This window comes from Peribacillus sp. NPDC096540 (assembly GCF_050278525.1).
Taxonomy (GTDB): Bacteria; Bacillota; Bacilli; order Bacillales; family DSM-1321; genus Peribacillus.
Map to the genome: position 1 here is coordinate 120,852 of NZ_JBNNTG010000010.1, position 26,756 is coordinate 147,607.

Annotated in this window: 21 protein-coding genes and 1 other annotated feature; of the genes, 19 read left to right on the forward strand and 2 right to left on the reverse strand. The window is 35.7% G+C overall.

The window, feature by feature from the left end; all coding sequences use genetic code 11:
• The first annotated feature begins 37 nt into the window (after positions 1-37).
• The 6 genes from ACQKMR_RS11605 to ACQKMR_RS11630 all read left to right on the forward strand — a co-directional run bounded on the left by ACQKMR_RS11605 (position 38) and on the right by ACQKMR_RS11630 (position 6,613).
• Positions 38-1,426, forward strand: a complete 1,389-nt coding sequence (locus ACQKMR_RS11605) for a sigma-54-dependent transcriptional regulator (protein ID WP_427697430.1) — start codon at positions 38-40, stop codon at positions 1,424-1,426.
• Positions 1,427-1,585: 159 nt separating this feature from the next.
• Entirely contained in the window at positions 1,586-2,587 is a 1,002-nt protein-coding gene (locus ACQKMR_RS11610) for a TAXI family TRAP transporter solute-binding subunit (RefSeq protein ID WP_427697431.1), read from the forward strand.
• A gap of 25 nt (positions 2,588-2,612) precedes the next feature.
• Entirely contained in the window at positions 2,613-3,713 is a 1,101-nt protein-coding gene (locus ACQKMR_RS11615) for an ABC transporter substrate-binding protein (protein ID WP_427697432.1), read from the forward strand.
• Positions 3,714-3,732: 19 nt separating this feature from the next.
• Positions 3,733-4,899 carry an ABC transporter ATP-binding protein gene (locus ACQKMR_RS11620; protein WP_427697433.1) on the forward strand — a complete coding sequence of 389 codons (1,167 nt, stop codon included), beginning with the start codon at positions 3,733-3,735 and terminating at the stop codon, positions 4,897-4,899.
• On the forward strand, positions 4,863-5,807 hold the full coding sequence (locus ACQKMR_RS11625; RefSeq protein WP_427697434.1) for an ABC transporter permease: 945 nt from the start codon (positions 4,863-4,865) through the stop codon (positions 5,805-5,807). Before ACQKMR_RS11620 ends, ACQKMR_RS11625 begins: the two co-directional genes overlap by 37 nt.
• The gene (locus ACQKMR_RS11630; protein ID WP_427697453.1) at positions 5,807-6,613 is read left to right on the forward strand and encodes an ABC transporter permease; all 807 of its coding nucleotides are present in this window, start codon (positions 5,807-5,809) and stop codon (positions 6,611-6,613) included. Before ACQKMR_RS11625 ends, ACQKMR_RS11630 begins: the two co-directional genes overlap by 1 nt.
• Before the next feature lie 76 nt (positions 6,614-6,689).
• On the opposite strand, the gene ACQKMR_RS11635 is transcribed toward ACQKMR_RS11630, so the two are convergent.
• Complete coding sequence (locus ACQKMR_RS11635) at positions 6,690-7,331, reverse strand: hypothetical protein (RefSeq protein ID WP_427697435.1); 642 nt, start codon at positions 7,329-7,331, stop codon at positions 6,690-6,692.
• Positions 7,332-7,681: 350 nt separating this feature from the next.
• Here ACQKMR_RS11635 and ACQKMR_RS11640 point away from each other — a divergent pair, with 350 nt between their 5' ends.
• The 13 genes from ACQKMR_RS11640 to pssA all read left to right on the forward strand — a co-directional run bounded on the left by ACQKMR_RS11640 (position 7,682) and on the right by pssA (position 25,938).
• Positions 7,682-9,088: an FAD-binding oxidoreductase gene (locus ACQKMR_RS11640; protein ID WP_427697436.1), complete on the forward strand. Its 1,407-nt coding sequence runs from the start codon at positions 7,682-7,684 to the stop codon at positions 9,086-9,088.
• Entirely contained in the window at positions 9,085-10,416 is a 1,332-nt protein-coding gene (locus ACQKMR_RS11645) for a (Fe-S)-binding protein (protein WP_427697437.1), read from the forward strand. Before ACQKMR_RS11640 ends, ACQKMR_RS11645 begins: the two co-directional genes overlap by 4 nt.
• 554 nt (positions 10,417-10,970) lie before the next feature.
• Positions 10,971-11,417, forward strand: a complete 447-nt coding sequence (locus tag ACQKMR_RS11650) for a HEAT repeat domain-containing protein (protein WP_427697438.1) — start codon at positions 10,971-10,973, stop codon at positions 11,415-11,417.
• A gap of 102 nt (positions 11,418-11,519) precedes the next feature.
• Positions 11,520-11,758, forward strand: a binding site (T-box leader).
• Between the two features lie 50 nt (positions 11,759-11,808).
• Complete coding sequence (gene ileS / locus ACQKMR_RS11655; protein WP_427697439.1) at positions 11,809-14,904, forward strand: isoleucine--tRNA ligase; 3,096 nt, start codon at positions 11,809-11,811, stop codon at positions 14,902-14,904.
• A gap of 984 nt (positions 14,905-15,888) precedes the next feature.
• Positions 15,889-18,210 (forward strand): xanthine dehydrogenase family protein molybdopterin-binding subunit, encoded by a 2,322-nt coding sequence (locus tag ACQKMR_RS11660; protein ID WP_427697440.1) that lies wholly within the window; start codon positions 15,889-15,891, stop codon positions 18,208-18,210.
• Positions 18,210-19,052, forward strand: coding sequence for an FAD binding domain-containing protein (locus ACQKMR_RS11665; protein WP_427697441.1), 843 nt, complete (start codon positions 18,210-18,212; stop codon positions 19,050-19,052). Before ACQKMR_RS11660 ends, ACQKMR_RS11665 begins: the two co-directional genes overlap by 1 nt.
• A gap of 58 nt (positions 19,053-19,110) precedes the next feature.
• On the forward strand, positions 19,111-19,542 hold the full coding sequence (locus ACQKMR_RS11670; RefSeq protein ID WP_427697454.1) for a (2Fe-2S)-binding protein: 432 nt from the start codon (positions 19,111-19,113) through the stop codon (positions 19,540-19,542).
• Positions 19,543-19,583: 41 nt separating this feature from the next.
• A complete protein-coding gene (locus ACQKMR_RS11675; RefSeq protein ID WP_427697455.1) occupies positions 19,584-20,039 on the forward strand; it encodes a hypothetical protein in 456 nt (151 codons plus the stop codon).
• A 679-nt stretch (positions 20,040-20,718) separates the two neighbouring features.
• A complete protein-coding gene (locus ACQKMR_RS11680; RefSeq protein WP_427697442.1) occupies positions 20,719-21,540 on the forward strand; it encodes an alpha/beta fold hydrolase in 822 nt (273 codons plus the stop codon).
• A gap of 423 nt (positions 21,541-21,963) precedes the next feature.
• Complete coding sequence (locus ACQKMR_RS11685) at positions 21,964-22,794, forward strand: class I SAM-dependent methyltransferase (protein ID WP_427697443.1); 831 nt, start codon at positions 21,964-21,966, stop codon at positions 22,792-22,794.
• Between the two features lie 639 nt (positions 22,795-23,433).
• The gene (locus ACQKMR_RS11690; RefSeq protein WP_427697444.1) at positions 23,434-23,556 is read left to right on the forward strand and encodes a hypothetical protein; all 123 of its coding nucleotides are present in this window, start codon (positions 23,434-23,436) and stop codon (positions 23,554-23,556) included.
• A gap of 1,076 nt (positions 23,557-24,632) precedes the next feature.
• Positions 24,633-25,241: a DedA family protein gene (locus tag ACQKMR_RS11695; protein WP_427697445.1), complete on the forward strand. Its 609-nt coding sequence runs from the start codon at positions 24,633-24,635 to the stop codon at positions 25,239-25,241.
• Positions 25,242-25,446: 205 nt separating this feature from the next.
• A complete protein-coding gene (gene pssA / locus ACQKMR_RS11700; protein ID WP_427697446.1) occupies positions 25,447-25,938 on the forward strand; it encodes a CDP-diacylglycerol--serine O-phosphatidyltransferase in 492 nt (163 codons plus the stop codon).
• A 263-nt stretch (positions 25,939-26,201) separates the two neighbouring features.
• Here the strand turns inward: pssA and ACQKMR_RS11705 are convergent.
• Positions 26,202-26,756 (reverse strand): IS3 family transposase (locus ACQKMR_RS11705; protein WP_427697447.1); only part of this gene is annotated, 555 nt, incomplete at its 5' end.

Genomic DNA, 26,756 nt, shown 5'->3' on the forward strand with positions numbered 1-26,756 from the left:
AATCTTTTGTTATGATCATAAAAGGAGGAATTAGAAAATGAAACCGCATGTGCTAGTGATCGATGATGAACCTGCAATTTGTACTGCTCTTAGCTTTGCATTAGAAGACGATTATCAAGTTGTCACTACAACAGATCCAGATGAAGGTCTTCGACACATTGAACAGATTTCATTTGATATTGTTCTGCTTGATTTACGAATAGGGAGTAAAAGTGGATTAGATGTTCTTCAAAAAATTAAACTCAAGGCCCCTAATATTACTGTAATTATGATGACTGCCTATTCATCTATCGATACTTCCATTGAGGCTATAAAAAAAGGTGCCTATTACTATATTGAAAAGCCTATCAATATAGAAGAACTGTCATTGCTTTTAATGAGGGCAGCCGAATTTAAACAAATGTCCAATCAGTTAGAGACGCTTCATGAAGAATTAGAGAAGACAAGAGGGTTCGGAAATTTCCTTGGTAATAGCAAAGCAATGCAGCGTATTTTTTCAATGATCGAAAGAGTGAAGGATATTGATTCAAGCGTTCTTATTACTGGAGAAAGTGGAACTGGAAAAGAACTTGTGGCCCGAAACATTCATACTTTAGGAAGGCGAAAAAACAATCCAATGCAGATTGTTAATTGTGCAGCTATACCCGAAATGTTGCTAGAATCTGAATTATTCGGTTATGAAAAAGGAGCGTTTTCCGGTGCCACACAACGGAAGGAAGGGAAATTCGTTGCTGCCAATGGGGGTATTCTTTTTCTCGATGAGATTAGTGAAATGCCTCTTCCACTTCAGGCCAAATTATTACGTGTGTTACAGGAACGGGAAGTAACGCCTCTTGGTTCCAATATAAAGATATCATTGGATATCCGTATTATAAGCGCAGCCAATAAAAATCTGGAACAAATGGTGATGGAAGGTAAGTTCCGAGAGGATTTGTATTTCAGGCTAAATGTCATTCCAATTTCTATGCCCCCATTAAGAGAAAGAAAAGAAGATTTACCATTGCTTATGGATTATTTCATCAAAAAACACGCTAAGGATATGAAGCGGGAAGATAAGACGTTCACAGCATCCGCACGTCGGCTGTTGCTAGATTATCATTATCCCGGGAATGTGCGGGAGCTTGGTAACATTATAGAGTATGCTGTTGCCCTTTCAAATTCGAAAAATATGGAAGATGCTGACTTGCCACAATATGTTCAAGAACAGAAACTAAAATTACAGTCTGAAAGTCCCAATGAAGACCCTAACAGTTTTAGTATCCCAATCGGAATCTCGATGAAAGAGATAGAGGAAAAAGTAATTACAGCTACACTTCAATACTGTAAAAATCACCGTCAAAAAACAGCACAAATTCTAAAAATTTCAGAAAGAAGCCTTCGCGATAAAATTAAACTTATTTCAAATGGGGAACAAGAGATAAATTAAATCACTCCCGATACCGGCATTTTTTTCTGGATACCCGGCAAAAAATGCCGATTTTTAAGATAAAAATGCACGAGAATTCGGCAGGAATTGCATTTTAAAGCTTTAAATCGACTTGGCACAGTACTTGCATTTAACTTTTACTAAGAAAGGAGAACCAATATGAAAAATGGAGTACTCTTTATAAAAGCTGCTTTGTTATTTTGTTTCATAACAGGATGCTCTTTTATGAATGAGCAGCAGGAAATAACTACACCTGCTAATACCTTAATTCAGAAGAAATTAACTTCAGAGGGTCAGGATTTAAATAATAGGCTGCTAATTATTGCAACAGGAGATATGTCAGGAGTTTATTTTTCATTAGGACAAGTATTGTCCAACTTGTATGAAAAATATAATGGAGCTGTATCGGGGACTCAAGTCACCCATGCATCTATTGAAAATACTGAATTAGTTAGCCGACATCGAGCAGAAATTGGGTTTACTACAGTAGATGTACTTGATTTACCAGAAACGAATAAATCAAAGTTACGAGCATTAACGACCCTTTATTCTAACTATGTTCAAATTGTTACAACGAATCAAAACAATATTGATTCCTTAGAAGATTTAGTTGGAAAACGAATTAGTATTGGTACGACAGGTAGTGGTACAAGACTAATTGCAGAACGGATCCTCTTGGAAACTGGTTTACCGCTTGACCAATTGAATTTATCCTATCTTTCATTTTCTCAATCTGCAGAAGCATTACGTAATGGTACCATTGATGTGGCTTTCTTCTCTTCAGGTATCCCGAATAATGAAATCGCTTTCATCTCAAATGAAACGAATCTCTCATTTATTCCAGTACCGGAATATATCATTGACAGACTACAAAACCAATATGGTGGTTATACAAAGAATGCAATTTCAAGTGACACGTATAAAGGGATGAGAAAGAACATTCAAACGATATCAATTAAAAATGTCTTATTAACTTACGACGAAATGTCAGATTTGCAGGCATACAATCTTGTTAAAACATTATATGAACATCTGCCTGAGCTACAGCATACACATCCGGCTGCTTCTGATATATCAATAAATGAAGCAACTAAGCAAATTCCAATTGAGTATCATCAAGGTGCCATAAATTATTTTACCGAACAAGGAATTATTCATTAATAAAGAAAAATGGGAGGTTCATCAAATGAAGAAAATAATTAGTTTATTATCAATAGTATTATTGGTTGTGCTTGCAGGATGTGGTAATCCAACGCCGCAAAAGCCGGGGGAAGCAACACAAACAAGTACAGGTGAAAAAGGTGAGAAAAAAATAACGATAGCTGGTAATGGCGGGGTTATTGAAAGTGCCATTCGAGATGTGATTGCTCCAAAATTCAAAGAAGAAACTGGCATTACAGTTAACTATATTTCTGGTTTATCAGGTGAAATTTTGTCAAAAGTGGAATTACAGAAAAACTCTCCACAAATTGATGTTGCCCTTTTTGTACCAGTTGATGTAATACGTGCTCAAGAAAAGGGACTTATTGATTCCGTTGATGAGTCTAATGTTCCAAATATGAAATCTGTAGATTCGCGATTTATTCCAATTGAAAAGGCTGCTGCTCCAGTATTCGGCTTGGTTATTGCTCCAGCCTATAATACAGAAACATTTAAAAAGAATGGGTTAAAACCGATTGAATCTTGGAACGATCTTGTATCTCCAGATTACGAGGGTAAAACGGCATTTTCAGACATTACGAATGATTGGGGCTTTAATACCCTTAATGGTTTAGCGATTTCAAATGGTGGCAGTACAGACGATATGGAGCCAGGGCTTGAAAAAGCAAAAGATCTTGCAGGATATTCTAATACTTTTTATAAAAATTCAACGCAAATGATGCCAGCTATCCAACAAGGAGCTGCTGATGTAACTGTCATGGGGAGCTATTCTATTGGCGAACTTGCTGTTTCAGGAGTTCCAATTAAAATGGCTGTTCCAAAAGAAGGTGTGCCGCTTCAAGCATTTAGTGCTTCACTTGTGAAAAATACACCTAACAATGAAGAAGCACTTGAATTTATCAACTATCTAATTAGTGAAGAAGCACAAGCGCTAATTTCCGAGAAAGGCTTTTATCCGACTGTAGAAGGGATGGGAATTTCTGAGAAATTCGAAGAGTCAATTGGACTTAAAGAAACGGATAAGACATTCAAACCTGATTTTGCTAAGTTTGCTGAGATTCGTGCTGAAGTGTCTGACAGATGGGCAAAAGAAGTTACTCCTGAACTAGGTAAAAAACTCAAATAAAAAGGAGCGGGTTGAACACATGGAAGTCTTAAAAAACGATATAGAAATTAAAAGGACACATGCACATCTTGAATCAGTTCAACGGATAGGTACGAATAAAAATGATGTAGAGGTAAAAGGGGCTTTTAAACAATTTGGATCAAATGTTGTATTAAATGGCATTGATTTAGAAGTGAAGCAAGGAGAGTTACTTACTCTTCTTGGTCCTTCTGGATGTGGAAAGTCGACAACCTTAAATCTAATTGCAGGTTTTCTCGAAGCAGATCGGGGTGAGGTTTATATTAAAGGGAACAATGTAACGAAGGTTCCTCCATATAAGAGAGATTTAGGTATGGTTTTTCAAACTTATTCCCTTTTTCCCCATATGACAGTCTATGAAAATCTTAGCTTTGGATTGAAGTTGAGAAAAGTAGGTAAAGCTGAACAAAAAAAGAAAATAAGTAAAGCTCTGGAGTTAGTAAAAATGTCAGGATTGGAAAATCGTTACCCAAGAGAATTATCAGGAGGGCAACGTCAGCGTGTTGCTATATCCAGGGCACTTGTAGTTGAGCCAGAGCTCCTTTTACTCGATGAACCCCTTTCAAATCTTGACGCTAAGCTACGCCATGAGCTAAGAGCTGAGATAAAACGTTTACAAAAGGAGATTGGGGTAACAACTATTTTTGTAACACATGATCAAGAAGAAGCTCTTTCCATGTCAGATCGAGTTGTTGTTATGAATGCAGGGAAAATCGAACAAATCAGTACTCCAACTGATATTTACAATCATCCTAAGACAGAATTCGTCTTTCAATTTATTGGAAAGTCAAATTGTTTTGAAGGTAAAGTTTCAGAAGTAGATAAGCGGAGAATTTCAGTCAAAATAGGTGATGATATCACTCATGTTGATGCAGATAATATCATGGGAAATGATAACGATTTGAAAACGGGGGATGAGGTGAAAATGTATATTAGACCCGAAAAGGTACAAATTGTTCCTGCTGAAGGAACCGCTTTATCACATTTGGATTTCCATAAAGCCAAGATTAGTCAAATTAATTATCTTGGTACGTCATGGGAAATTAATGTTTTATTACAAGGGAAAAGTGTTCAAATTTTGACTTCTTCTTTTAATTCTTCATGGCAAAATGGGAGTGAGGTGTATATCGGATGGAGCCCATCAGAAGTTATGCTAGCCAAGAAATAGAAAAGGAAATTAATCCAATAGAGCCACAAAAAGAACCTAAATTCAAAAAAAGAAAAGTTTGGATACCTGGACTACTCCTTTTAACACCTATTTTATTATTTATCTTTGGCTTCTTTGTCATTCCAATGCTATACATTCTATATTTAAGCTTTATATCCACTGATAATCTTGGTGCGGCAGATGCAGTATATAGCTTGAAAAACTATACACAAATATTTTCGGATAGTTACTATTTGTCTTCTTTATGGTTGACGGTGAAAATCAGTTTATATTCAGTTTTAGTTTCTCTATTTCTAGGTTATCCAGTAGCAATGACAATGGCAAAAAGTTCACCACGAATTAGAGGGTACATCACTCTCTTGATTGTGTCACCACTATTGGTAAGTATAGTGGTTCGTAATTTTGGCTGGTATCTATTGCTACTACCCAATGGAACGATAAATCAAACGTTGATGGCTCTAGGTATTATAGAAACTCCATTGAAACTGCTATTTTCGGAAATTGGAGTTGTTATCGGGCTTTCTAACGCATATCTGCCTTTCATGATCCTATCTATTGTTGCTAGCTTATATAATATTGATCCTTCTTTAGATAAAGCGGGAGCAATTCTTGGGGCAAGTCCTTTCAGAAGGTTCTTTTCAATTACTTTACCGCTAAGTATACCTGGTATTGTCTCTGGTTGCATTCTTGTATTTAGCTTGTCGATGAGTGCCTACGTTACACCTGCACTAATGGGGGGAGCAAACGTACCAGTAATGCCAGTTGTCATATATGATCAAATAAATAACCTGCTTCACTGGACATTTGGATCAGCGCTTTCTTATATTCTACTAGCAACAACTGTCATTTCAGTAGCTGTCTTTACTAGAATGTTTGAAAAAGGGAAATTTAAGGAGGTATTCCGATGATGAAAACTCTTGGTGGCCTTCGCATCGCCGTTGCTGTGTTAGCAATAATCTATATCTTAATACCACTCATTGTAGTTATACCTGCTTCTTTTACAAGCGCAAATTATCCAAGTTTTCCAGCAGAAGGTTTCTCATTACAATGGTATACCAAAATTTTAGAACGTCCGGAGTTTTTAGAAGCATTTTTAAATAGTGCGAAATTCGCTGCCTTAGCAGCTCTTTTCTCTGTCATATTTGGAACTCTAGGGGCACTTGGCATTGCAAAGTATGAAATACCCGGCAAATCTTATATTACGGCTCTCTTAACTTCTCCATTAAGTGTGCCGCAGCTTGTTTTAGGTATTGCACTGTTGATGTATTTCACACCTATGATGCTTGCCGGTACTTCTACTGGATTTTTAATTGCCCATATTGTCATTTGTATCCCATATGTAATGCGTCTCGTTTTAACTGGTTTAAGTGGATTTGATTATAATCTTGAACGTGCTGCAGCTATACTTGGTGCTAATCCACTAACTGTTTTTTTGAAAGTGACACTTCCGCTTATTGGATCAGCTGCCATCTCAGGAGGACTATTTGCATTTCTAACATCATTTGATAATGTAACTGTCTCTCTTTTTATGGTATCACCTGAAATGCGTACGCTTCCAATTGAGATTTTTTCACAAATGCAGGATGCCTATAATCCAATTGTTGCTTCCGTGTCAAGCGTAGTTATTTTCATATCAGTCGTTCTAATTGTTATACTTGAAAAAATCCAAGGTGTCGGAAAGGTTTTCGGCGGTTCTCATCATACGAATGGTTAATAGAAACATAGACAATAAGTTTATCATTCACCAACTTGAATTAACTTATTTTTCGGACATTTGTCTTTAAGGGTTATTACACAATATGTCCATTCAAATAAGCTAGACACCGTTTTGCTGCTGATAGTGGAGCCGTGAGGATGGGGACAGAAGGGTTAACCTGCTTTGCTACATGTTCCATACTATATTGAGAAAGCACGATCACTTCTGTTCTTCCATCCATTTGTTCAACCATCATTTTTACCCGTTCGTCATGTTCTGCTCTTTTTCCTTGTGATAATAAGTGGATAATCCCAGGATCCACTATCGATTCCACAATACAGTCTGGATTTTTATCTCTTAGATAATTTTGAAGGGCGATTGGTGTTTCCTTTACTGTAGAAATTAGACCGATACTATTGTATTGAAGTGCTTCATCAAGCATCGCCTCATCCGACCGAAATAATTTCACAGGATAAAGAGGTTGTAAAATTGATGTAATATCGTTGAATGCAGAGCAGGTAAGTTGAATACAGGAAACACCAGAGTCATAGGCTAAGTTCACTAATAAAGAAAAGCGGCGAATGATTTCCGGAGTTAGCGTGCCGCTTTTTTCCATTAAATCAAGCAGGTTCGTGTCCATAAAATGAAGAAGCTCAAGGTCCGGTTTAACTGTCTGAAACGCTTTTTCAATCGGCTTTAGTGCGGTTGTTGTTGCATGAATCAATGCAATTTTCAATAGAAGCCCTCCTTTTTCCTTTAATTCATTATATCTAGTAGGACCCTGCAACGCTATTATATTCTTAAATATGAAAACGAATGACAGAGGTAAAAAAAGTCACTTCGTTAAAAACCTCATTTAATAAAAAATGTTGATAGTTGCTTAAAAACGTCTGTCATTTGTAAGTAAAGGATTAAGAGTTTGAATGAATAGAGTCCAGCTAATATGAAGTGATATCGATGGTCTTTTCTATTGTGTACTATCCTTTTTCGATCAGCGATATTTTTATTCGAAAACTGTAAAGAGGTTATGATAATTTTTTCCTATTCATTTATCTCTAGATTATTATAGAGAAGGAAGTGAGAAGCATGGAGAAAGAAGTACTTACTGAAATACATCAGATTATCCCTAGTGACAGAATATTTCTTGATTTAGCAGAAAGGTATTGTTATAGCTATGATGCTTCTTTTGGAGAGTATTTACCTGAAATAGTTATTCAACCAAAAAACGCAAATGAAATTAGTGAATTAGTAAAATTGGCAAATACGTACAAAATACCTGTTTACCCTAGAGGTTCAGGTACATCATTAAGTGGTGGACCGTTACCAGTTAAAGGCGGTATGGTTCTTGATTTGACCCTTTTAAGTGATAAATTGATTATAGACCGCGAAAATATGCTTGCCATTGTTTCTCCAGGAGTAATTACGGCAAATATACATAAAAAAGCTGAAGAAGTGGGATTGTTCTATCCACCTGACCCTAGTAGTTCAAATGTGGCCACTATAGGTGGGAATCTTTTAGAAAACTCAAGCGGACCAAAGGGATTAAAGTATGGAACAACAAAAGAATATGTTATTGGGTTAGAGGTGGTTACCCCTACAGGTGACATCATCCGTACTGGCGGAAAGACGGTGAAAAATGTAACTGGGTATGATTTGACCCGTTTAATTGTAGGATCAGAGGGAACTCTAGGAATTGTCACAGAAGCAATAATTCGATTAATCCCAAAACCGCAATCTCAGAATACATTTGTAGCCCACTTCAATCATTTGATTGATTCTGGTCATGCTATTACAAGCATTTTATCGTCTGGAATTTTACCATCAGCCTTGGAATTAATGGATAATGCTTGTATTCGAGCTGTTGAAAACTATCGTCCTTCTGGATTACCTCTTCAAGCAGAAGCCATCCTTATAATAGAAATCGATGGTCATCCTTTGGCGATTGAAGAAGAAATCAATAAGTGCGCTGAGTTATGCAGAGCAGAAGGTGCTTCTTACGTTAAGATAGCTGAATCAGAGGAAGAACGTAAGAATATCTGGAGTGCCCGAAAAATGGTTTCTCCAGCGATTACTCAAATGGGACCTACAAAGATATCTGAAGATGCTACGGTTCCACGCAGACAAATTCCGGCTATGATGAAACGATTAAACCAAATTCGCGAGAAATATGAGTTGAATTTAGTTGTATTTGGTCATGCTGGTGATGGTAATCTACACCCGAACATTATTACCGATAAACGAAATATCTCAGAGATGAAAAAAGTAGAACTTGCGGTCAGTGAAATTTTTGAAGCAGCCATTGAACTTGGTGGCACTCTTTCCGGGGAACATGGAATCGGTACGCTGAAGTCACCATATATGGAAATGGAATTAGGTATAGCTGGAGTAAGTATGATGAAAAAAATTAAAGAAGCATGGGATCCCAATAATATACTTAATCCAGGTAAGATATTCCCCGAAAAGGGCCAGACAAGGGTCGTGTTAATTACATGAAGCTAACTGCGAAATCAATCGACTCAAACTTACCGGCCTCCAATTTATATACAGATGCATATGATTGGACAAACCAATGTGTAAAGTGTGGATACTGTTTGCCAGCCTGTCCTACATTTGAATCAATGGGGGTAGAATCCGCTTCGCCCCGTGGCCGAATCAATTTAGTAAAAATGGCAGCCGAAGGAAAAATTGATTTTCAAAAAGATTTAGCTAAACCAATTGATTTATGTTTAGGATGTCGAGCTTGTGAAACTGCATGTCCAGTTGGTGTGCCTTACGGTCATATATTGGAAGCTGCAAAGGAAGCTATTGAAAAATCTCCATCTACAAACCAAAAATCTAATATAACCAAGATGAAAAAGTTAGCATTGTTTCATTTATTTCCTTACCCGAAACGAATAAACAGGGTGGGTAAGGCCATTAGCATATATCAAAAAACAGGATTATCTAAACTTGTTCGTTCAACGAATGTGTTACAAAAGATTTCTCCTGCCATTGCTCATTTAGAACAAGCGCTTCCCGCTATTGAGTCGTCCTCCAAACGAATCCGAACAGGAACGATTATTCCAGCAAAAGGGGAAACAAAATTAAAAGTTGCTTTTTTCGTCGGTTGTATTATGGATTCTATGATGTCACGAATCAACAGGCTTACCATCGAACTACTCACTTTAGTAGGATGCGAAGTCATTCTCCCTGAAAATCAGAATTGTTGTGGAGCACTACATTCTCATCAAGGCGAAACAAATCAAGCAAAGGAATTAGCGAAAAGAAATATCCGTGCATTTATGCATTCAAATGCTGATTTTTATGTAAATAACGCAGGAGGATGTGGCGCTTCGCTTCTTGAATATGAACATCTTTTGGCTGATGATCAAGAATGGGCTGAAAGAGCTAGGGATTTCTCTGGAAAATCGAAAGATATAAGTCAAATCCTTCATCAGTTGGGACCTCTTCCTTTTATTAAAGAATGGAATGGCATTATTTCCTATCAAGATTCCTGTCATTTACGTAATGTACAAAAGGTTCAAGAAGAACCACGATTATTATTGCGATCAATACCAGGAGTTTCTTATGTTGAAATGGAAGGATATGATCGCTGCTGTGCTTCTGGAGGCATCTACAATCTGCTACACTTTGATGAATCTATGAAAATTCTCGATGAAAAAATGAAAGATCTAAAAGAAACAAATGCTGCCACTGTCATCACTGTTAATCCTGGCTGCCAGATGCAAATGAGCATTGGCATTCAAAGAGAGGGAGCGGCAAAGCAAATCAAAAGTATGCATCTTGTTGAAATACTTGCTGAGGCTTGCGGATTACATTAATAGAAAGTGAAATTCGGAATCTAATAATTCAATAGCATAGTAAGCAAAAAAAAGCACCAGCAATTCCTGTAAATAAGGAGGAATTGCTGGTGCTTTTTTTTAATCCATAATAATCTATTTCTTGCTCAATTGTAAAAGCCAATGCTATGAAATTATATGATTGTCTTCAATACATACTATAGCTGTCTGACTCGGTAAATGACATTATCAGTTGCTCGAAATGTGCAGGTAAGAAATTTAAGGAGAACTTATATACAATATCTGCAGTTTAATTTTTATTGAACAGAAGCGGTTGGCTCTATTCCGTTTTATTAGTTTCATTTTATCGAAAGGAGGGTGAGCCGCCTCGATGCCCCTTTTAGTTCGATTGATTAGTTCCATTAATTGATATTACTAATCATAAGGCTTTGAAATTTTACTATATTAACATATGGAAAAGGGTATAATAAGAACTATAAGAATAAATTCTTAGTAAAAAGGATATTTGTAGTATCGGGTTTAATTTTAGATAAGCACCTGATTCTTACATAAAGACAGAAGGAGAAATGATTCGTTTGAATAATAAAGAAACAAAAGGTATGGAGTTACCTGCAAATTATGAGGAATTAAAAAAATCTGCCAATCGTACATCGAATTGGAGAGAACGTTTAGATGCGATTGAAGAGTTAGGTCAGTTTAAAAATAAACAAGTTATCGATGTACTAACACATATAATGAATAGTGATTCTGTGTATAAAATTCAAGAGGCTGCTTACCGAAAACTTAAAGGATTCGGTGAAGATATTCAATTACCTTCCAGGAAAAAAGGCGAATTGATTAAGGGATTACGAAAAGTCTTGTTAAGAATAAAGAAAAGCTTACCTGAAGATCATACATTTAAAGAATTCAAAGAGAAGTTAAAGAAAATGAGAATGGATATTTATGATACTTACGAAGGTGAAAAGGGAGCAAACTTTGATAAATGGCTTGAAGATACATGGGCAACCTTATCGAAAAAGTAGGCTTTGTTAATCATTAATGTTGATTTATGACAGGAGCCCTAATTTCATGACTTATTTGACAACTATTTTATTATCTGTTACAATAAATACCAATAAAAGCACATAAATTCGTTGATGAGAAAAAGTAGCGTTTCGTCTTGATCCACAGAGAGCTGACATTTTGGTGCAAGTCAGTGTTCGAGTGTCACGTGAAAATCCTCTCTGAGAAGTTAGGCTGAATCTTTTAGTAAGTCTGACCGGGCGTCTACCGTTAAAAGGAACACGTATGATTGTACGTTGCTAAGTGCTATTGATCGGATCAATAGAATTAGGGTGGTATCGCGGTTAACCCCGTCCCTTTATGGGACGGGGTTTTTGTGTGCTTTTTAAAAAATTTATAGGAGCGATATCTATGAACTCTAATGAAAGTAAAGAAACAGTTGTACAGCGTGAGGAACAAATACGTAATTATTGGTCAAAAGAAAATACTTTTAAACAATCTGTTCATTTAAGAAAAGGTAAGGCACCTTTTGTTTTTTACGAAGGACCACCAACGGCAAATGGACTGCCCCATGTAGGTCATGCCTTTGGGCGAACGATTAAAGATGTCGTGGCACGGTATAAAACTATGCAGGGATTTCAAGTGGAAAGAAAAGCCGGCTGGGATACACATGGTCTTCCGGTCGAGCTAGGTGTTGAAAAACAACTCGGTATTTCCGGAAAACATGAAATTGAACGCTATGGTGTAGAGTCGTTTATCAATAAATGCAAGGAGAGCGTATTCACCTATGAGAAGAAATGGCGATCATTTACAGAAGAGTTAGGTTATTGGGTTGATATGGACAGTCCTTATATGACATTAAGCAATGATTACATTGAAAGTGTATGGAACATTTTAAGTAAGGTTCATGAGGATCGTCTATTGTATAAAGGTCATCGCGTATCTCCATACTGCCCTAGCTGTCAAACTTCTTTAAGTTCCCATGAGGTAGCACAAGGCTATAAAGATGTAAAAGATTTATCGGCTACTGTAAAATTTAAACGTCTTGATGTGGAAGAAGAATATTTCTTAGGTTGGACAACGACACCTTGGACATTACCTGCAAACGTTGCACTAGCGATGAACCCTGCATTAACGTATGTACGTGTCAAAAAAGGGAATGTAGTTTATATCGTTGCCCAATCATTAGCAGAAGAAGTGTTTGGTGAAAATGCAAATGTCTTAAGTGAACATAGTGGCAAAGAATTTGAAGGAGTACATTATGCCCCACCATTTAATTACGTGTCTGTTGAGAACGGACATCATATCGTATTAGCCGATTATGTAACAGAAGATAGTGGAACAGGTATTGTTCATATTGCTCCTGCTTATGGTGAAGATGATTATAAAACCGTTAGGCAAAATGGTTTATCCTTTATCAATGTTGTTGATCAACAAGGACGTTACACAGCTGACGTTGTAGAGCTTTCAGGAAGATTTGTGAAAGACTGTGATGTTGATATCATTAAAATACTTTCTGAACAAGACACTCTTTTTCATAAGGAAAAATACGAGCACAGCTACCCACATTGTTGGAGATGTGACTCTCCTTTACTTTACTATGCAACGGATAGCTGGTTTATCAAGATGTCGTCTTTAAAGGAGAAAATGCTTGCGAACAATGCAACTGTTGCTTGGTATCCAGAGCATATTAAAGATGGGCGTTTTGGTAACTTCCTTGAAAATCTGGTTGATTGGAATATAAGTAGAAATCGATACTGGGGAACACCTTTAAATGTTTGGATATGCTCTGATTGTCATCATGAAGAAGCACCTGGCAGTATCGAAGAACTACAAAAATTAGCGACAACACCGGTAACAAACGATATCGAGTTGCATAAGCCCTATATTGACCAAGTAAAGTGTACTTGTCCGAAATGTAAAGGTGTCATGCACCGAACGCCTGAAGTCATTGATGTATGGTTTGATAGTGGCTCGATGCCATTTGCGCAGCATCACTATCCATTTGGAAATAACGAAAAATTCGCATCACAATTCCCTGCTGATGTCGTCATCGAAGGAATTGACCAAACGAGAGGATTTTTCTACAGCCTACTCGCTGTTTCCACACTATTCACAGGTGAAACACCTTATAAAAATGTTTTGTCACTTGGACACGTACTTGATGAGCATGGTCAGAAAATGTCTAAAAGTAAAGGAAATGCATTAGATCCTCTTGAACTCATAAGCGAATACGGTGCGGATGCACTTCGCTGGTCCTTCCTAGTCGATAGTTCACCTTGGAATCCGAAACGCTTTTCAAAAAAGATTGTGCAAGATGCAAAATCAAAACTAATTGACACGCTGGATAATACGTATAAGTTTTATGCGATGTACTCGAAAATAGATAGCTTTGTGTATGATGGACAGCAAACAGGTAAGAGAACAATCCTAGATGAATGGATACTTTCACGCCTGAATAGTACAGTCAGACTGGTTAATGGCTATATGGATCGCTATCAATTTACTCAAGCAACTCGCGATATTGCAGCATTAGTCGATGAATTGAGCAATTGGTATGTACGGCGATCAAGAAATCGATTTTGGGCTTCTGGACTTTCTGAGGATAAACGAGCAGCTTACTCAACATTATTTGAAACGCTTTTGACAATCAGTCGCTTATTAGCTCCATTTGTACCCTATATAGCAGAAGATATCCATTTGGAGTTACACAAAGACAGTGTTCATTTACAAGACTATCCAAAATCTAACGATTCAATGATCAATTCTGAGTTAGAGACCGATATGCAAACTATCTTGAAAATAGTGGAACTCGGTCGTAGTATTCGTAATGCCAAAAACATGAAGGTTAAGCAGCCTTTACAGCAAATAATTGTTTGGCGTAGTAACGGAGAACGTTTTTTAAGCGCTTATACAGCAATCATTAAAGACGAACTTAATGTTAAAGATGTTGTTTATACAGAGGATATATCACAATATGAATCGAATGTTTTTAAATTGAATTTTAAAACAGCAGGTGCTGCATTTGGTAAACTGGTGAACTCGATCAAAGAATATGTTGACCACATAACTGATAATGAGAAGAAGGTATTACTAGATCATGGTCAACTACAAATTGAAGTAAAGAATCACACGGTAATATTAAAGAAGGAGCATATAAACGTTGATTATATAGTTTCATCTGGCTTTGAAATTGCAGGTGATCAGCAGTTAAGGGTGTTATTAGATATAAAACTCACACCTCAACTAGTGGAGGAAGGTCAAGTCAGAGAATTAATTAGAGCAGTACAAGATACACGAAAAAAATTAGATTTGCCTGTCGAGATGTATATATCGATCAAGATCTTCGCAACAGAGGATATTAAAGAAAAACTTCAACGTTTTGAGGGACTAATTAAAGAAAACGTGCTTGTTCATCACATTAACTTTGGAATACTAAATGATTCCGAACAGCAGATTGATGTGAAATTTGATGATGATATAGTGAAGGTTTCGTTGGAATATTAGTTAATCGAATAAAAAGATGCACTGCAAACAGTTATATTTTAAAGGCTGTTCGCAGTGCTTTTTTTCCACAATACCCATTTTCAAACGAGGAAAATATCCATGTTTAGTAACCTCATTCATCATGCACTATCCTGCCCCGTTAGATCATCAAGATAAACAACATCCTTTAACAGAGTCAAAAAGTAAAATATTACATGTCGCAATGTTTTTTAAAGAATATATAGTAAGTTACTCGTTCCACTAATGAGTGTTTTAGATTTATAACATAAAATGTAAAAATCCTCCAAGTTCCAAAACGCCCTCCAAACACTTTGTACATTTCATTGTATATATAATGAATTATTTATTAATTCCCCCTAAAAACACATTTTCTTTATAACTCAACATAAAGTTATTAATACAATATTGGAATTCATATGTTAATGAACTATATATATGATGTTTGAGTATGTTGAACAGAAAATGATAGAAAACCTTTCCTATACTAAGGATAACATCTACGAAGGCAAGATCATTATTCATCAATATTAGATACAGATTAGAACTTATTATTATCCGCTTTCCTGCCAGAGGATGATGTAATTTAATGTCCAAAGGTATAGATGTTAATTACATTTATAAGTAAAACATTACACCAAGAAGCTTTTTAGTATTTTGGGAGCTGGTTTATAAGTAAATCTTGTTGTAATGATGGTTACCATCAACGGACAAAAAGAACCAATCTACTCCTTAGTTACTTCTAGTTTTCAAGGCTGTTTACAACCACCAATACATATAGCTAGAAATCTCTTTTCTGAAATTCACAATACAAGGAAACCAAGGTGGAAAACATATCCTGAAGGTATAGATAGCAAAGGAATACTTGTGCCTCTTTTTAGAGGAAAAACTGTTGCTTACATTGATGATATATTAGATTACTTATTTTATAAAAATCTAATTGATAAAAATTAATCAAGAATAATGATGATAACGAGGGGATTCTATATGGATATTATCGGTAAAGGTGTAACTCGTAAAGATGCATGGGAAAAGGTGACAGGGCAAGCGATTTACACAGGTGACCATAAAGAAACAAAAATCCTTCATGTTAAAAAGGTAATTAGTCCTTATGGACATGCCAATATTAAAAATATTGACATAACCAAGGCTGAAAAAGTTGCTGGAGTACGTGCAATCATAACCGGCGGGAATTTACCGCTAACAGGAGAAGAGATTAGAGATCGGTACCCCATAGCTCAAGATAAAGTCCGCTATCATGGAGAAGTTGTTGCACTTGTTGTTGCTGATACACCGAAACAAGCTAAATTTGCAGCAGACAATATACAGGTTATTTATGAGCCTTTACCTGTTATCAATTCACCAACGGAAGCCTTAAATCCTAAATCTCCAATTCTCCACCCAGATTTAGGTACCTATAAAAAAATATCCGAGGTATTTCCTGAGCCAGGTACAAATATAGCAAACCGAACTAAAATCCGAAAAGGTGATAAAAAAACAGGTTGGCAAAAGAGCGATATTATTGTCGAGGAAAAGTTTTCTTTTTCCCCTTCTGATCATGTTGCTATGGAAACAAGATGTTCCTTAGCAGAAATTCGAGCAGATGAAAAAGTCGTGATAAGCTCATCTTCACAAGCTCCCTTCATGATCAAGCGTTTGATAAGTGATTTCTTTGGTGTTGAAATTGGAAATGTCATAGTAAACACTCCACTTGTTGGGGGGGCATTTGGTGGTAAAGCCTCGGTGCAACTTGAACTATTAGCTTATATCGCGTCAAAGGCCGTTAATGGCAGGCTAGTAAAAGTTGAAAATAGTCGCGAAGAGGATATTTTGACATCACCTTGTCATATTGGATTAGATGCTACAGTTAAATTAGGTTGTACACGATCTGGTTTGCTAAAGATGGCAGAATTGACGTATTTATGGGACGGAGGAGCATATGCCGACAAAGCTACAGATCTAAGCCGTGCTGGGGCTGTAGATTGCACCGGACCTTACCATATAGAAAATATTTGGTGTGACTCTCTCTGTATGTATACAAATCATCCATATGCCTCACCTTATCGAGGTTTTGCCCATTCAGAAGTTCTGTTTGCTTTTGAGCGGACTATGGATTCTCTTTCAAAAAAGCTTGGTATTGATCCACTTGAACTTCGTGAAATGAATGCGATACTCCCAGGGCAATCCACCCCAACACAGGTTAAATTGAATTCTAGTACGGTAGGTAATCTTCCTAAATGTATACAGGTGCTTAAGAAAAAAATGAATTGGGAAGAGGGCCAGTTAATTAAAATAAACGACAATAAAATAAGGGCAAAAGGGATCGCTTGTATATGGAAAACTTCCACGATCGATACCAACGCTGGATCTGGTGTCATTTTAACTTTTAATCTAGATGGAAGTGTAAACCTCATTTCAGGAGTAGTAGAAATCGGTACAGGAACGAAAACAGTATTAGCACAGATTGTATCAGATAAATTAAAGGTCTCAATTGATCGTGTAAAAGTTCAGATGAAGGTAAATACACAAAATACTCCAGAACATTGGAAAACGGTAGCAAGCCGTGGAACATTTATGGCAGGGAGAGCTGCGATTCAAGCTGTGGAAGATGCGCTTTTACAAATAAAGAAACTTGCTTCTTGTGTATTAAGAGTTCCAATTGAAGACATCGTCCTTGGCCATGAAAGGGTCTATATGAGAGGGGAACCAAATATAGAAATTCCTTTCAAACGGCTAGTGTATGGGTATAAATATCCTGATGGAAGCACAATTGGAGGACAAATCATCGGTAGAGGGCAATATACCATTCCACATATAACAAATTTAGATCCCGAGACAGGTGCAGGTAGACCAGGTCCTGAATGGACTGTTGGCGCACAAGGGGTAGAAGTAGAGTATGACATAAATGAATATACTTACAAGATAGTAAGGGCAATATCTGTCATTGATGCAGGAAAGGTTCTGAATCAAAAAACTGCAGAAGGACAAATAATGGGTGCAATGAGCATGGGTATAGCATTTGGTGGTCGTGAAACATTCTATTTCGATCACCTCGGCAGAGTATTAAATCCTCAATTTAGAACCTATAGACCCTTAAGGTATGGAGAAAATCCTGAATATATCTGTGAATTTGTAGAAACACCACAATTAGATGCTCCATATGGCGCTAGGGGCCTTGGAGAACATGGGCTTCTTGGTATGCCAGCTGCTCTAGGCAACAGTTTATCCTTGGCTGCTGGGATACCTTTGAACCAATTGCCGTTACTCCCTGAACTTATTTGGAGGGGTAAGAAAGGGAGAATATTGTAATGTTATCTTATAATTTCGATTACTATAAACCAAAATCCATAAAAGAAGCGATAGAACTATACCAAACATTAAAATCACAAGAAAGAAAACCTTTGTATTATGGTGGAGGAACAGAAATTTTAACATTAGGACGTATGAATTATGTATATACTGATGCAATTATTGATTTAAAGGGTATTCCCGATTGTAAGGTATTCGGCTTTCAAAACAATGAACTAATCATTGGTTCAACATTGAGTTTAAGTGTATTCGAAGAAAATAATGTGTTCCCTTTATTAACGAATACATCAAAAGAAATTGCGGATTATACATCAAGAAATACAATTACTATAGGTGGAAACATATGTGGCCAAATTTTTTATAGGGAGTCAGTTCTTCCATTTTTATTATCAGATAGTTCCGTCATTATTGCAGGACCAAAAGGAACGAGGAAAGAATTTATTAATGAGGTTTTCCATAAAGAGCTACGACTTGACGATGGGGAATTTCTAGTACAAATTGTAACAGAAAAAGAATATCTGAAAGCTAAACACATTAGTGTAAAGAAACGGCAGCAATGGAAAACGGGATATCCGCTTTTAACTGTTGCATCTCTAAAAAAAGACGGAATTATTCGATTTGCATTCAGCGGGGTATGTCCATATCCCTTTCGATCAATTCAAATGGAAAACAAACTAAATGATAAGAGTTTTTCTTTAAAAGATCGAGTTTTAGCTTCTTTTGAGTATTTGCCAGGTCCTATATTAAACGATATAGAAGGATCAGATGAATATAGATTATTTGTTTTAGAAAATACCCTATCTAATATTTTGTCATATTTAGGTGGTGAAGAACTTGAATAGGTACCCCACAAATCAAAGAATCACAATTAATTTAGAAATAAATAAAGAATGGTACGAGATGGATATACTGGCTTCAGATATATTGCTTGATGTACTCCGAGATAAAATCGGACTAACTGGAGCGAAACCTGGGTGTTTAAATGGGGACTGTGGGGCTTGCACAGTGATTATGAATAAACAACCAATAAAATCATGTCTAATATTAGCTATTGAAGCAATTGATACAGAAATACTTACAATAGAAGGCCTAAAGGATACATCGATTCAGAAAGCCTTCGTAGAGCATTTTGCTTTTCAATGTGGATATTGTACATCAGGATTTATATTGATTTGTCAGGCTTTGCTCCTTAATGACAATAACCCTAGTCCTGAAAAGATTGAAACATGGCTTTCTTCGAATATTTGTCGATGCACCGGATATAAAGAAATTGAAGCAGCAATATATTCAGTAATAGAACTTTTAAATATAAAAAATCAAACAAATAAGTGACGTTTGCCTGATATATGAATAAAATGCCTACATGGGGAGTGGTGATATTGAATGAAACCTGTGTAGTTAATTCAGAAAAAAAAGTAATTCACTCCTTTCAGCGCAGTCTCGAAATTACTACAGCCATCCTATTATTAACTGGACAAATTACAATCATTGGCGTATTTGTAAGGTCAGGAAGGTTTAGTCTCTCGTTAGGTGGGCCTCTTTTTGGGGGTTATCGTATAGAAGGGAAGGACCACTCGCAAGTGGGAAATCTTTTTATCGATATATTGGACATCATTATAGCTATATTATTAATCAATGATGTCATACATGTGACAGGCACATTTGTTTCGTCTGGTGATTTCTCAATTAATGTTTCCGGTCCTATTTTTGGTTATCCTGAAGTTGTTCCGGCATTGCCAATTGAAGATTATAACCTTTTTAATACAATTGTAAAGAAGCATTATATCGTTCCACCTGAATTATTAACTAACCTAAAAGGGAATGAGTAAAATGTCATTAACAGATATTCCTACAATAAAAAGTTCTAGAAATAATGCCTTTCTAATCGCCCTTCCCATTATCATTTTCATTTTCTTCTTCACTCAGCAAAAGTCCACAGATGTCTAAATTTCTATAAAGGAAATACCGAAAACCTAGAAAAGATTGGGTTAGAAACGTTGAATTATATTTGCGGTTTTAAATAAACTAGATGAAACACCCGTAATGATTAGATCATGTATAAAAGAGCGGAAGTACAATTTAAGTGGATTGATCATTAAAATTAACTTTGAGATTTTTAGAGAAACAAAGGTTTTAATCATTTCAGAGGTGAGGCCTGATTTTTTATAGCTTTACCTTTTTTTGTTGTGTTTTATAAAAGTAATGTCATTGAAAAAATTCTGGACAAAGAATTGAAGGATTCACTATCCACATCATTGATAAAGAACCAGAATCCAATTTTTAATAAAACTTTTATAAAAATCTAAAAACACAAGCATTAAATCGCAGTTAAACATAGAAATGAGAGAGGGAGATTGCTAGAAATTCCATTGAATCTCTCTGCATAGTCAATTCAGTTATTTTATCAATAATCTGTTTCCAAAGAAATCCCCTTTCTATAGACCAGTAACTTTAACCTGATTTTATGTAAATAAAGTTTCACAATACTTATTCAGGAGGTAGATAAAAGTGGAAAAGAAAAATATGATAATAAATGGAAAGATGATATCTTATATTGAGAAAGGCAGCGTTAATGATCCCCCTGTTCTTTTATTGCACGGGGTACCTGAGTCCAGCCTTGTGTGGAGCGAAACGATTCCTTGCATTGTCTCTTGTGGATTTAGAACCATTGCACCGGATCTCCCTGGATTCGGCCAAAGTGAATCGTTCGATGAATCCTCAACATGGGAGAGATATGAACAGTTTGTATCGGATTTTACAACGGAACTAAAACTAGATAAATTCCATCTGATTGTGCATGACTGGGGAGGACTTATTGGACTGAAATGGGCATGTGATCATCCAGAGAGAATACTAAGTCTCTTTGTTTCAAATACAACCATATCAGTAGATTATAAGTGGCACTCACTTGCTCAGATTTGGAGAACACCAAATGCAGGAGAGAAAATTATGAAGCTCATGTCAGATGATCCCCAATCTCAAACTGAAATGAAGAAAACGATTCCGAACATAGTTGACGAAACTCTGGAAGACTTCTATCGTGTCTTTAGAACACCTGAATCAAGTAAAGTCATCTTAGATCTATACCGTTCAGGAAATATAGAAAAGGTAAGATCGTACAATCAAAAACTAAATCGGATCAAAATACCTGTCACCATAATTTGGGGAGAGAAGGATCCTTATATCCCATTTGAATTTGCCTACAAGCTCCAGAAAGATGGTTTACCACATGCACAGGTTCACATCATTCAAAATGCCGGGCATTTCATCCAAATCGAAGTACCTGATAAAGTGAATTTTTATATCCAACAGCATTTTAAAAACGTGTAAACCTTTTATAAGATATATAGAGGGGGAGAAGCGGATGAAACATCAGTATTCCCCTTAGACTCGTATCGTTTTTTATTCATTAAATATACACCATGTAAGAGACACAATTTCTGAACGTCTCATTCCCTTTTTCGTAAGTAGTGTTAACAATACTTCATTCTGTTTGGAAAATCTTATTGTAATATTAGAATAAGTACCTATAAAATAAGGAAATAGAAATCCCTAAAAGTAGTAGTGAGTCTTTGCACAAAACGCTGCAAGAAGTTGAGTATGACGAATGCTAATTTGTTGAGAGATTATAATAGAAAAAGGCTTTGTTCATTAACAGGAGCTGATTTGCAGCTCTTTTTCTTTTACAACTATGGGGTAGAATAGTTTAAGAAAATTATTATACATAAATTATCTAATTTGGGGAGAGAAAAGATGAAGACAGATAATGTTGATTATGTTGAACTTTGGAGACAAGCCATGGTAGATCATAATGGTAACATACCGAACCGACTAAAAGATGATACAGTAGAAGAAGCATTTTGGTCTTCTAGGTTGGAGGGGAAAAAACAACATAAACCGGATCCCTATGCAAAAATTGTGCAACAGGAGCTACGTTCTTTACTAAATAGTGATGATCATGTATTGGAAATCGGACCTGGGTGGGGCAATTATACATTTGCGATTGCTGATGAAGTCCGGAAGCTTACATGTATTGACAGTTCAAAAAGCATAATCCGGTTTTTGGAGTCTCAGGCAAATGACAAAGGTGTCGAGAACATGGAATTAATACATAATAAGTGGGAATGTGAGAAAGAAAGAGAAAAGTATGATGTTGTGTTTGGGTTTAATTGTTACTATCGCATGAATGATATTGGAGAAACCTTATTAAAAATGAATGAGGCAGCATCCCGATTAGTTATTATAGGTATGACAACAGGTCCAGAAAAGCCGCATTACATGGAATTGGATCAACTAGGCTATAAAATCAATTTGAGAAAAAGAGATTATATTCACATTTTGAATGCATTGTATCAGCTTGGAATTTTAGCAAACTGTAAGATTGTGGAGTTGAAAAGTAAAAAAATCTATTCTTCTTATGAGGAAGTGATTCGCGATAATACTACAAAAATACTGGATGAGCACTATTCTGACCATGAAGTGAAAGCCATTCTTAATAAATATGTGGTAGAAAAAGAGGGTAAATATGAGTATGAATATCCATTTCATGCAGCCTTAATGTATTGGAGTCCGAAGAGAATTTGAAAATATTAGTCTGGTAACCTCTAATCGTATGTGGTGAGGAATATATAGAAGGAAGGAGCTTCGTATGATATACCTTTATTTAACAGGTATAATGCAGCATATGTTGTTTCAAATTCCAGCCTTATTAGCCATCATTCAACCAGCTAATATTTTGTACCGACCAAACCACTTTTAGGACAAATTCCATTATATTCAACCTATCCCGTACTAACTTATGGGGGAATCTATCAATGACCTACAAATCTTCAAATAGAGTATCAAACAGATTAGAAAATAACTACCCAATTGAGGTAGTTATTTTTTTAAGGGGATACAAAATAAACGAATCGATTGATTTCTATTGTGTATACTCGATATGCGTAAATACTTGTGTTGATGTAATACTTTTATGGCCTAAAAGCTCCTGAAGAATCCGAAATCGATAATTTAAAATTTTTTTCCTATCACAAAAGGGTCGAAAGTGAATGTCGTAAAATGAGAATGGGAAAAACGCGCAGTAAGCAACCATGCTTTTTCACTTCTTTAAAGACTTTACATAAGCCTCGGGTGTCCAATTACTCTCCATCTTTATAAAAGTCTTCCTAATCGAGTGGATTTGATAGGAATCCTTGTATAAGTTAAAAGAGGGGGGAGAGGCGGATGAAACGGCAGCAACGCCTTTTTTTCCATTTACTCATATGGTTTGATTTAGTTGATCGAATGTGGTCCCACGAAAAAGCCACGATTTCTGAACGTCCAATTTCTGTTGTGGCAAGTCTTTAGATATCACTGCATTTGGTTTGGTTAATCGCGATGTATTTTGTTATTAAGAAGCGGAACAACTATTTTAAATCCTATAGAGGCATATCCGGTAGTTTTTGATCCATTTTCAACCCCATTCATAATTTCCGATTCAAGGTAATTGTTTTTGTTTTTGATCTAATTTGAAACTCAACGTATGTTTTCGTGATAGCCTGTAAGCCCATTCAAAAACGCTATAAACGGATTAAAATTGCTACGTAACCAAGATAGTAAGAGTCGAGAATTTTTTCAAATTGAATGTACAGAATGAATTCAACTATAGCTTGCTGTATTTACAAACAGACCACTTTAGCCAAAGTTACATACAAGAAATAAATTATTCGATCAATAACTTCTAATTTACTCTTCATTTGTTTCCTCTAAAAAACTCCAATGCGAACTTATAAAGACTTGGTTCTTCCATTCTCTTTACAATAAATAATTTGTTAAGGTTAGATACTAATGAAACTTCTAATACTAACAATAACTTTAGGTCTAATAGAAGGTTTACTAAAATGGAAAGATTTTTAGGATAGATGAAAATTTGGAAACAATTTATCGTACATTGATTGTTTTTATGGGAGGATATTTGTTGTTAAGGGTGACAGGAAAAAAGGCTGTATCCCAAATGCGTTCTTTTGATTTATTGTATATCTTTGTCCTTACTAATAATAAGTTGATTTATCTGAATATTATTGGTTAAAAAAAAAGCAAATATCAATAATAAAAGAAAGAGCTAATCCAAGAGTCGGACTGACTAACGGGACTAATTAGACCATTTTTAATCATAATTTCTTTTTTTGTACTTCTAAACCTAACCCGTTATTTGATTGGCAGCCTCTTTATTTTTGTTAAACTTAATCTACCTTATTTATTCAACTTTATGAAAACTAAAAATGTATTTTTTCGTTTATTTAACCCAAATATAAAATAGTTCAAACATACATTTTGCATATTTTTCTTTAAAAGTTTCTTCCTCTTTTTTTATATTTAAATACTGCTGATAATAAATAATCAGAAATGATTGTTAGACATTACCTAAAAAGTGAAGTGAAAAAGTGGAAAATCATATTGATTACCTTCTAGAACATTATGGGTACTTCGGAATAATATTTGCTTTAATCGGAGGTATTGTAGGACTTCCTATACCCGACGAGGTTCTTCTTACATATATTGGTTACAATGTGTTTCAGGGTAAATTATCTTACTTAATTTCAATAGTAAGTGCCTTTGTAGGAGCAACGGGTGGGATTTCGCTTAGCTACTTCATTGGTTATAAATTTGGGTTGCCTTTATTAGAAAAGTTTGGACCAAAAATTCACATTACCGAACAAAAAATTAATAGAACAAAGAAATTATTCAAGAAATTCGGACCCTATCTTTTATTATTTGGTTATTTTATTCCTGGGGTACGGCACCTTACAGCGTATATAGCAGCTGTCAATCGCTTCCCTTTTAGAAAATTTGTTGTTTACGCCTATACTGGTGCATTAATATGGAGTTTTACTTTTATCACACTAGGAAGAATATTAGGGGAAAATTGGACCAATGTTGAACACTATATGTCAACATACAGTATTTATTTAATTACGAGTTTTTTGGTCCTTACAATATTCATTTATTTTTTATGGAAGAGAAGAAATCGATTAAGAAGGGATATTTCATAAAAGTCGCTTCCTTTGAAAAAACTAAACATAAGGAAGGATTGTTTTTATTAAGAATCTTAAGGCAAGTGAGTTACTTGGTGGCTTCTGTATTTAGTGCTGTGTGGAGCAAAGGGATAGTTTTTCCTTTAATATTTAAGAATAGCGGAAGAATATATAGAAAATGCTACATAAATGCGGAGATTGTTCGACGTCAGGGGGGACTACCTTGTTCAATCAGATAGTAAAAGCTGTGCCCAATTTATTTACGATTGGAAATTTATTGTGCGGTGTACTTTCAATTACCTATAATATGAGTGGCTTTTTGGAAGTAGCTTCCGTTTTTATTTTCTTTTCGGCTGTTTTAGATCTTCTTGATGGAAGGATTGCGAGAAAATTAAAAGTGAACAGTGAATTTGGCGTGGAATTGGATTCCTTGGCTGATATTATTAGTTTCGGAGTTGCTCCTGCACTTCTATTTCATTCGATAGCAGCACCGTCGATTTTAACGTCTTTGGCATTTATCCTTTTCCCAACGATGGGAGCATTAAGATTAGCTAAGTTTAGTGTTAAACCAACCATTGGGTATTTTAAAGGATTACCTATTCCAGCTGCTGGATTACCATTGGCTGGTATGGGATTCTTTTTATATAGTAATGCGTGGATTACCTTAATACTCGCTCTTTTAATGGTAAGTCCAATTAGAGTAAAAAAACTTTAATTTTATTATCCTTTGTAAAAAAGCTAGTAACCTTATTAGAAAAGGGTACAGCTTTTTTATTTTATCCATAAACCTTTTCGACTGCTTCGCCAAAGCTATATATGGTAAGGAAGAACAAGCCTATAATGTTTCTAAGGCGTTTGATATTTAGTCTTTTTATTCTCAACAGGAAAGACTAAAGTTTCTTTTATTGGTTTAGATTACATTACATCGGTAAAATTAATGGATTTGAGTCAATATTTTGGACACTAAAAAGTTAAATCTTAAGCTGTATTCCTAATTCGATCTTCAATGGCTTGTGGGGTTTGATAGCCCAAGCTGCTGTGAATTCTTTTTCGGTTATACCAACCTTCAATAAATTGGAACATCGCTAATTTAGCTGTTTGATAGTCTAGATATTGTACGTGGTTGACTTCTTCCTTTTTTAATAGGGCATGAAAGGATTCAATACAGGCATTATCGTACGGGCAACCTTTCTGACTAAAGGATTGCTGAATATGATGATTTTGGATATGTTGAGTAAACTCACTGCTTGTATATTGTGAGCCAAGATCCGTATGAAGAACTAAGCCCTCCGAGGGCTTTTGTGAAAAGTGTGCGTTATTGAAAGCTTTTATGACCAGTTCTGTGTTCATTGAACGAGAAAATGAATACCCTACTATTTTCTTAGAATGAAGGTCCAATACCGAAGCTAAATAACACCATCCGTCTTTTAATGTGTGAATATACGTAATATCTGCTACCCATTTCTCATTAATGGTCTGAGTAGTGAAGTCTCGTTTTAGCAAATTATCCAATTGAATAACCTTTTCTTTAGA

Bases quoted from the DNA above. Each gene is read 5' to 3' on its own strand.
- ACQKMR_RS11685 (WP_427697443.1), top strand. From the start codon at position 21,964: ATGAAGACAGATAATGTTGATTATGTTGAACTTTGGAGACAAGCCATG.
- ACQKMR_RS11665 (WP_427697441.1), top strand. From the start codon at position 18,210: ATGTTATCTTATAATTTCGATTACTATAAACCAAAATCCATAAAAGAA.
- ACQKMR_RS11660 (WP_427697440.1), top strand. From the start codon at position 15,889: ATGGATATTATCGGTAAAGGTGTAACTCGTAAAGATGCATGGGAAAAG.
- ACQKMR_RS11620 (WP_427697433.1), top strand. From the start codon at position 3,733: ATGGAAGTCTTAAAAAACGATATAGAAATTAAAAGGACACATGCACAT.
- ACQKMR_RS11610 (WP_427697431.1), top strand. From the start codon at position 1,586: ATGAAAAATGGAGTACTCTTTATAAAAGCTGCTTTGTTATTTTGTTTC.
- ACQKMR_RS11630 (WP_427697453.1), top strand. From the start codon at position 5,807: ATGAAAACTCTTGGTGGCCTTCGCATCGCCGTTGCTGTGTTAGCAATA.
- ACQKMR_RS11615 (WP_427697432.1), top strand. From the start codon at position 2,613: ATGAAGAAAATAATTAGTTTATTATCAATAGTATTATTGGTTGTGCTT.
- ACQKMR_RS11625 (WP_427697434.1), top strand. From the start codon at position 4,863: ATGGAGCCCATCAGAAGTTATGCTAGCCAAGAAATAGAAAAGGAAATT.
- ACQKMR_RS11690 (WP_427697444.1), top strand. From the start codon at position 23,434: ATGAAACGGCAGCAACGCCTTTTTTTCCATTTACTCATATGGTTTGAT.
- ACQKMR_RS11605 (WP_427697430.1), top strand. From the start codon at position 38: ATGAAACCGCATGTGCTAGTGATCGATGATGAACCTGCAATTTGTACT.
- ACQKMR_RS11670 (WP_427697454.1), top strand. From the start codon at position 19,111: ATGGATATACTGGCTTCAGATATATTGCTTGATGTACTCCGAGATAAA.
- ileS (WP_427697439.1), top strand. From the start codon at position 11,809: ATGAACTCTAATGAAAGTAAAGAAACAGTTGTACAGCGTGAGGAACAA.
- ACQKMR_RS11645 (WP_427697437.1), top strand. From the start codon at position 9,085: ATGAAGCTAACTGCGAAATCAATCGACTCAAACTTACCGGCCTCCAAT.
- ACQKMR_RS11640 (WP_427697436.1), top strand. From the start codon at position 7,682: ATGGAGAAAGAAGTACTTACTGAAATACATCAGATTATCCCTAGTGAC.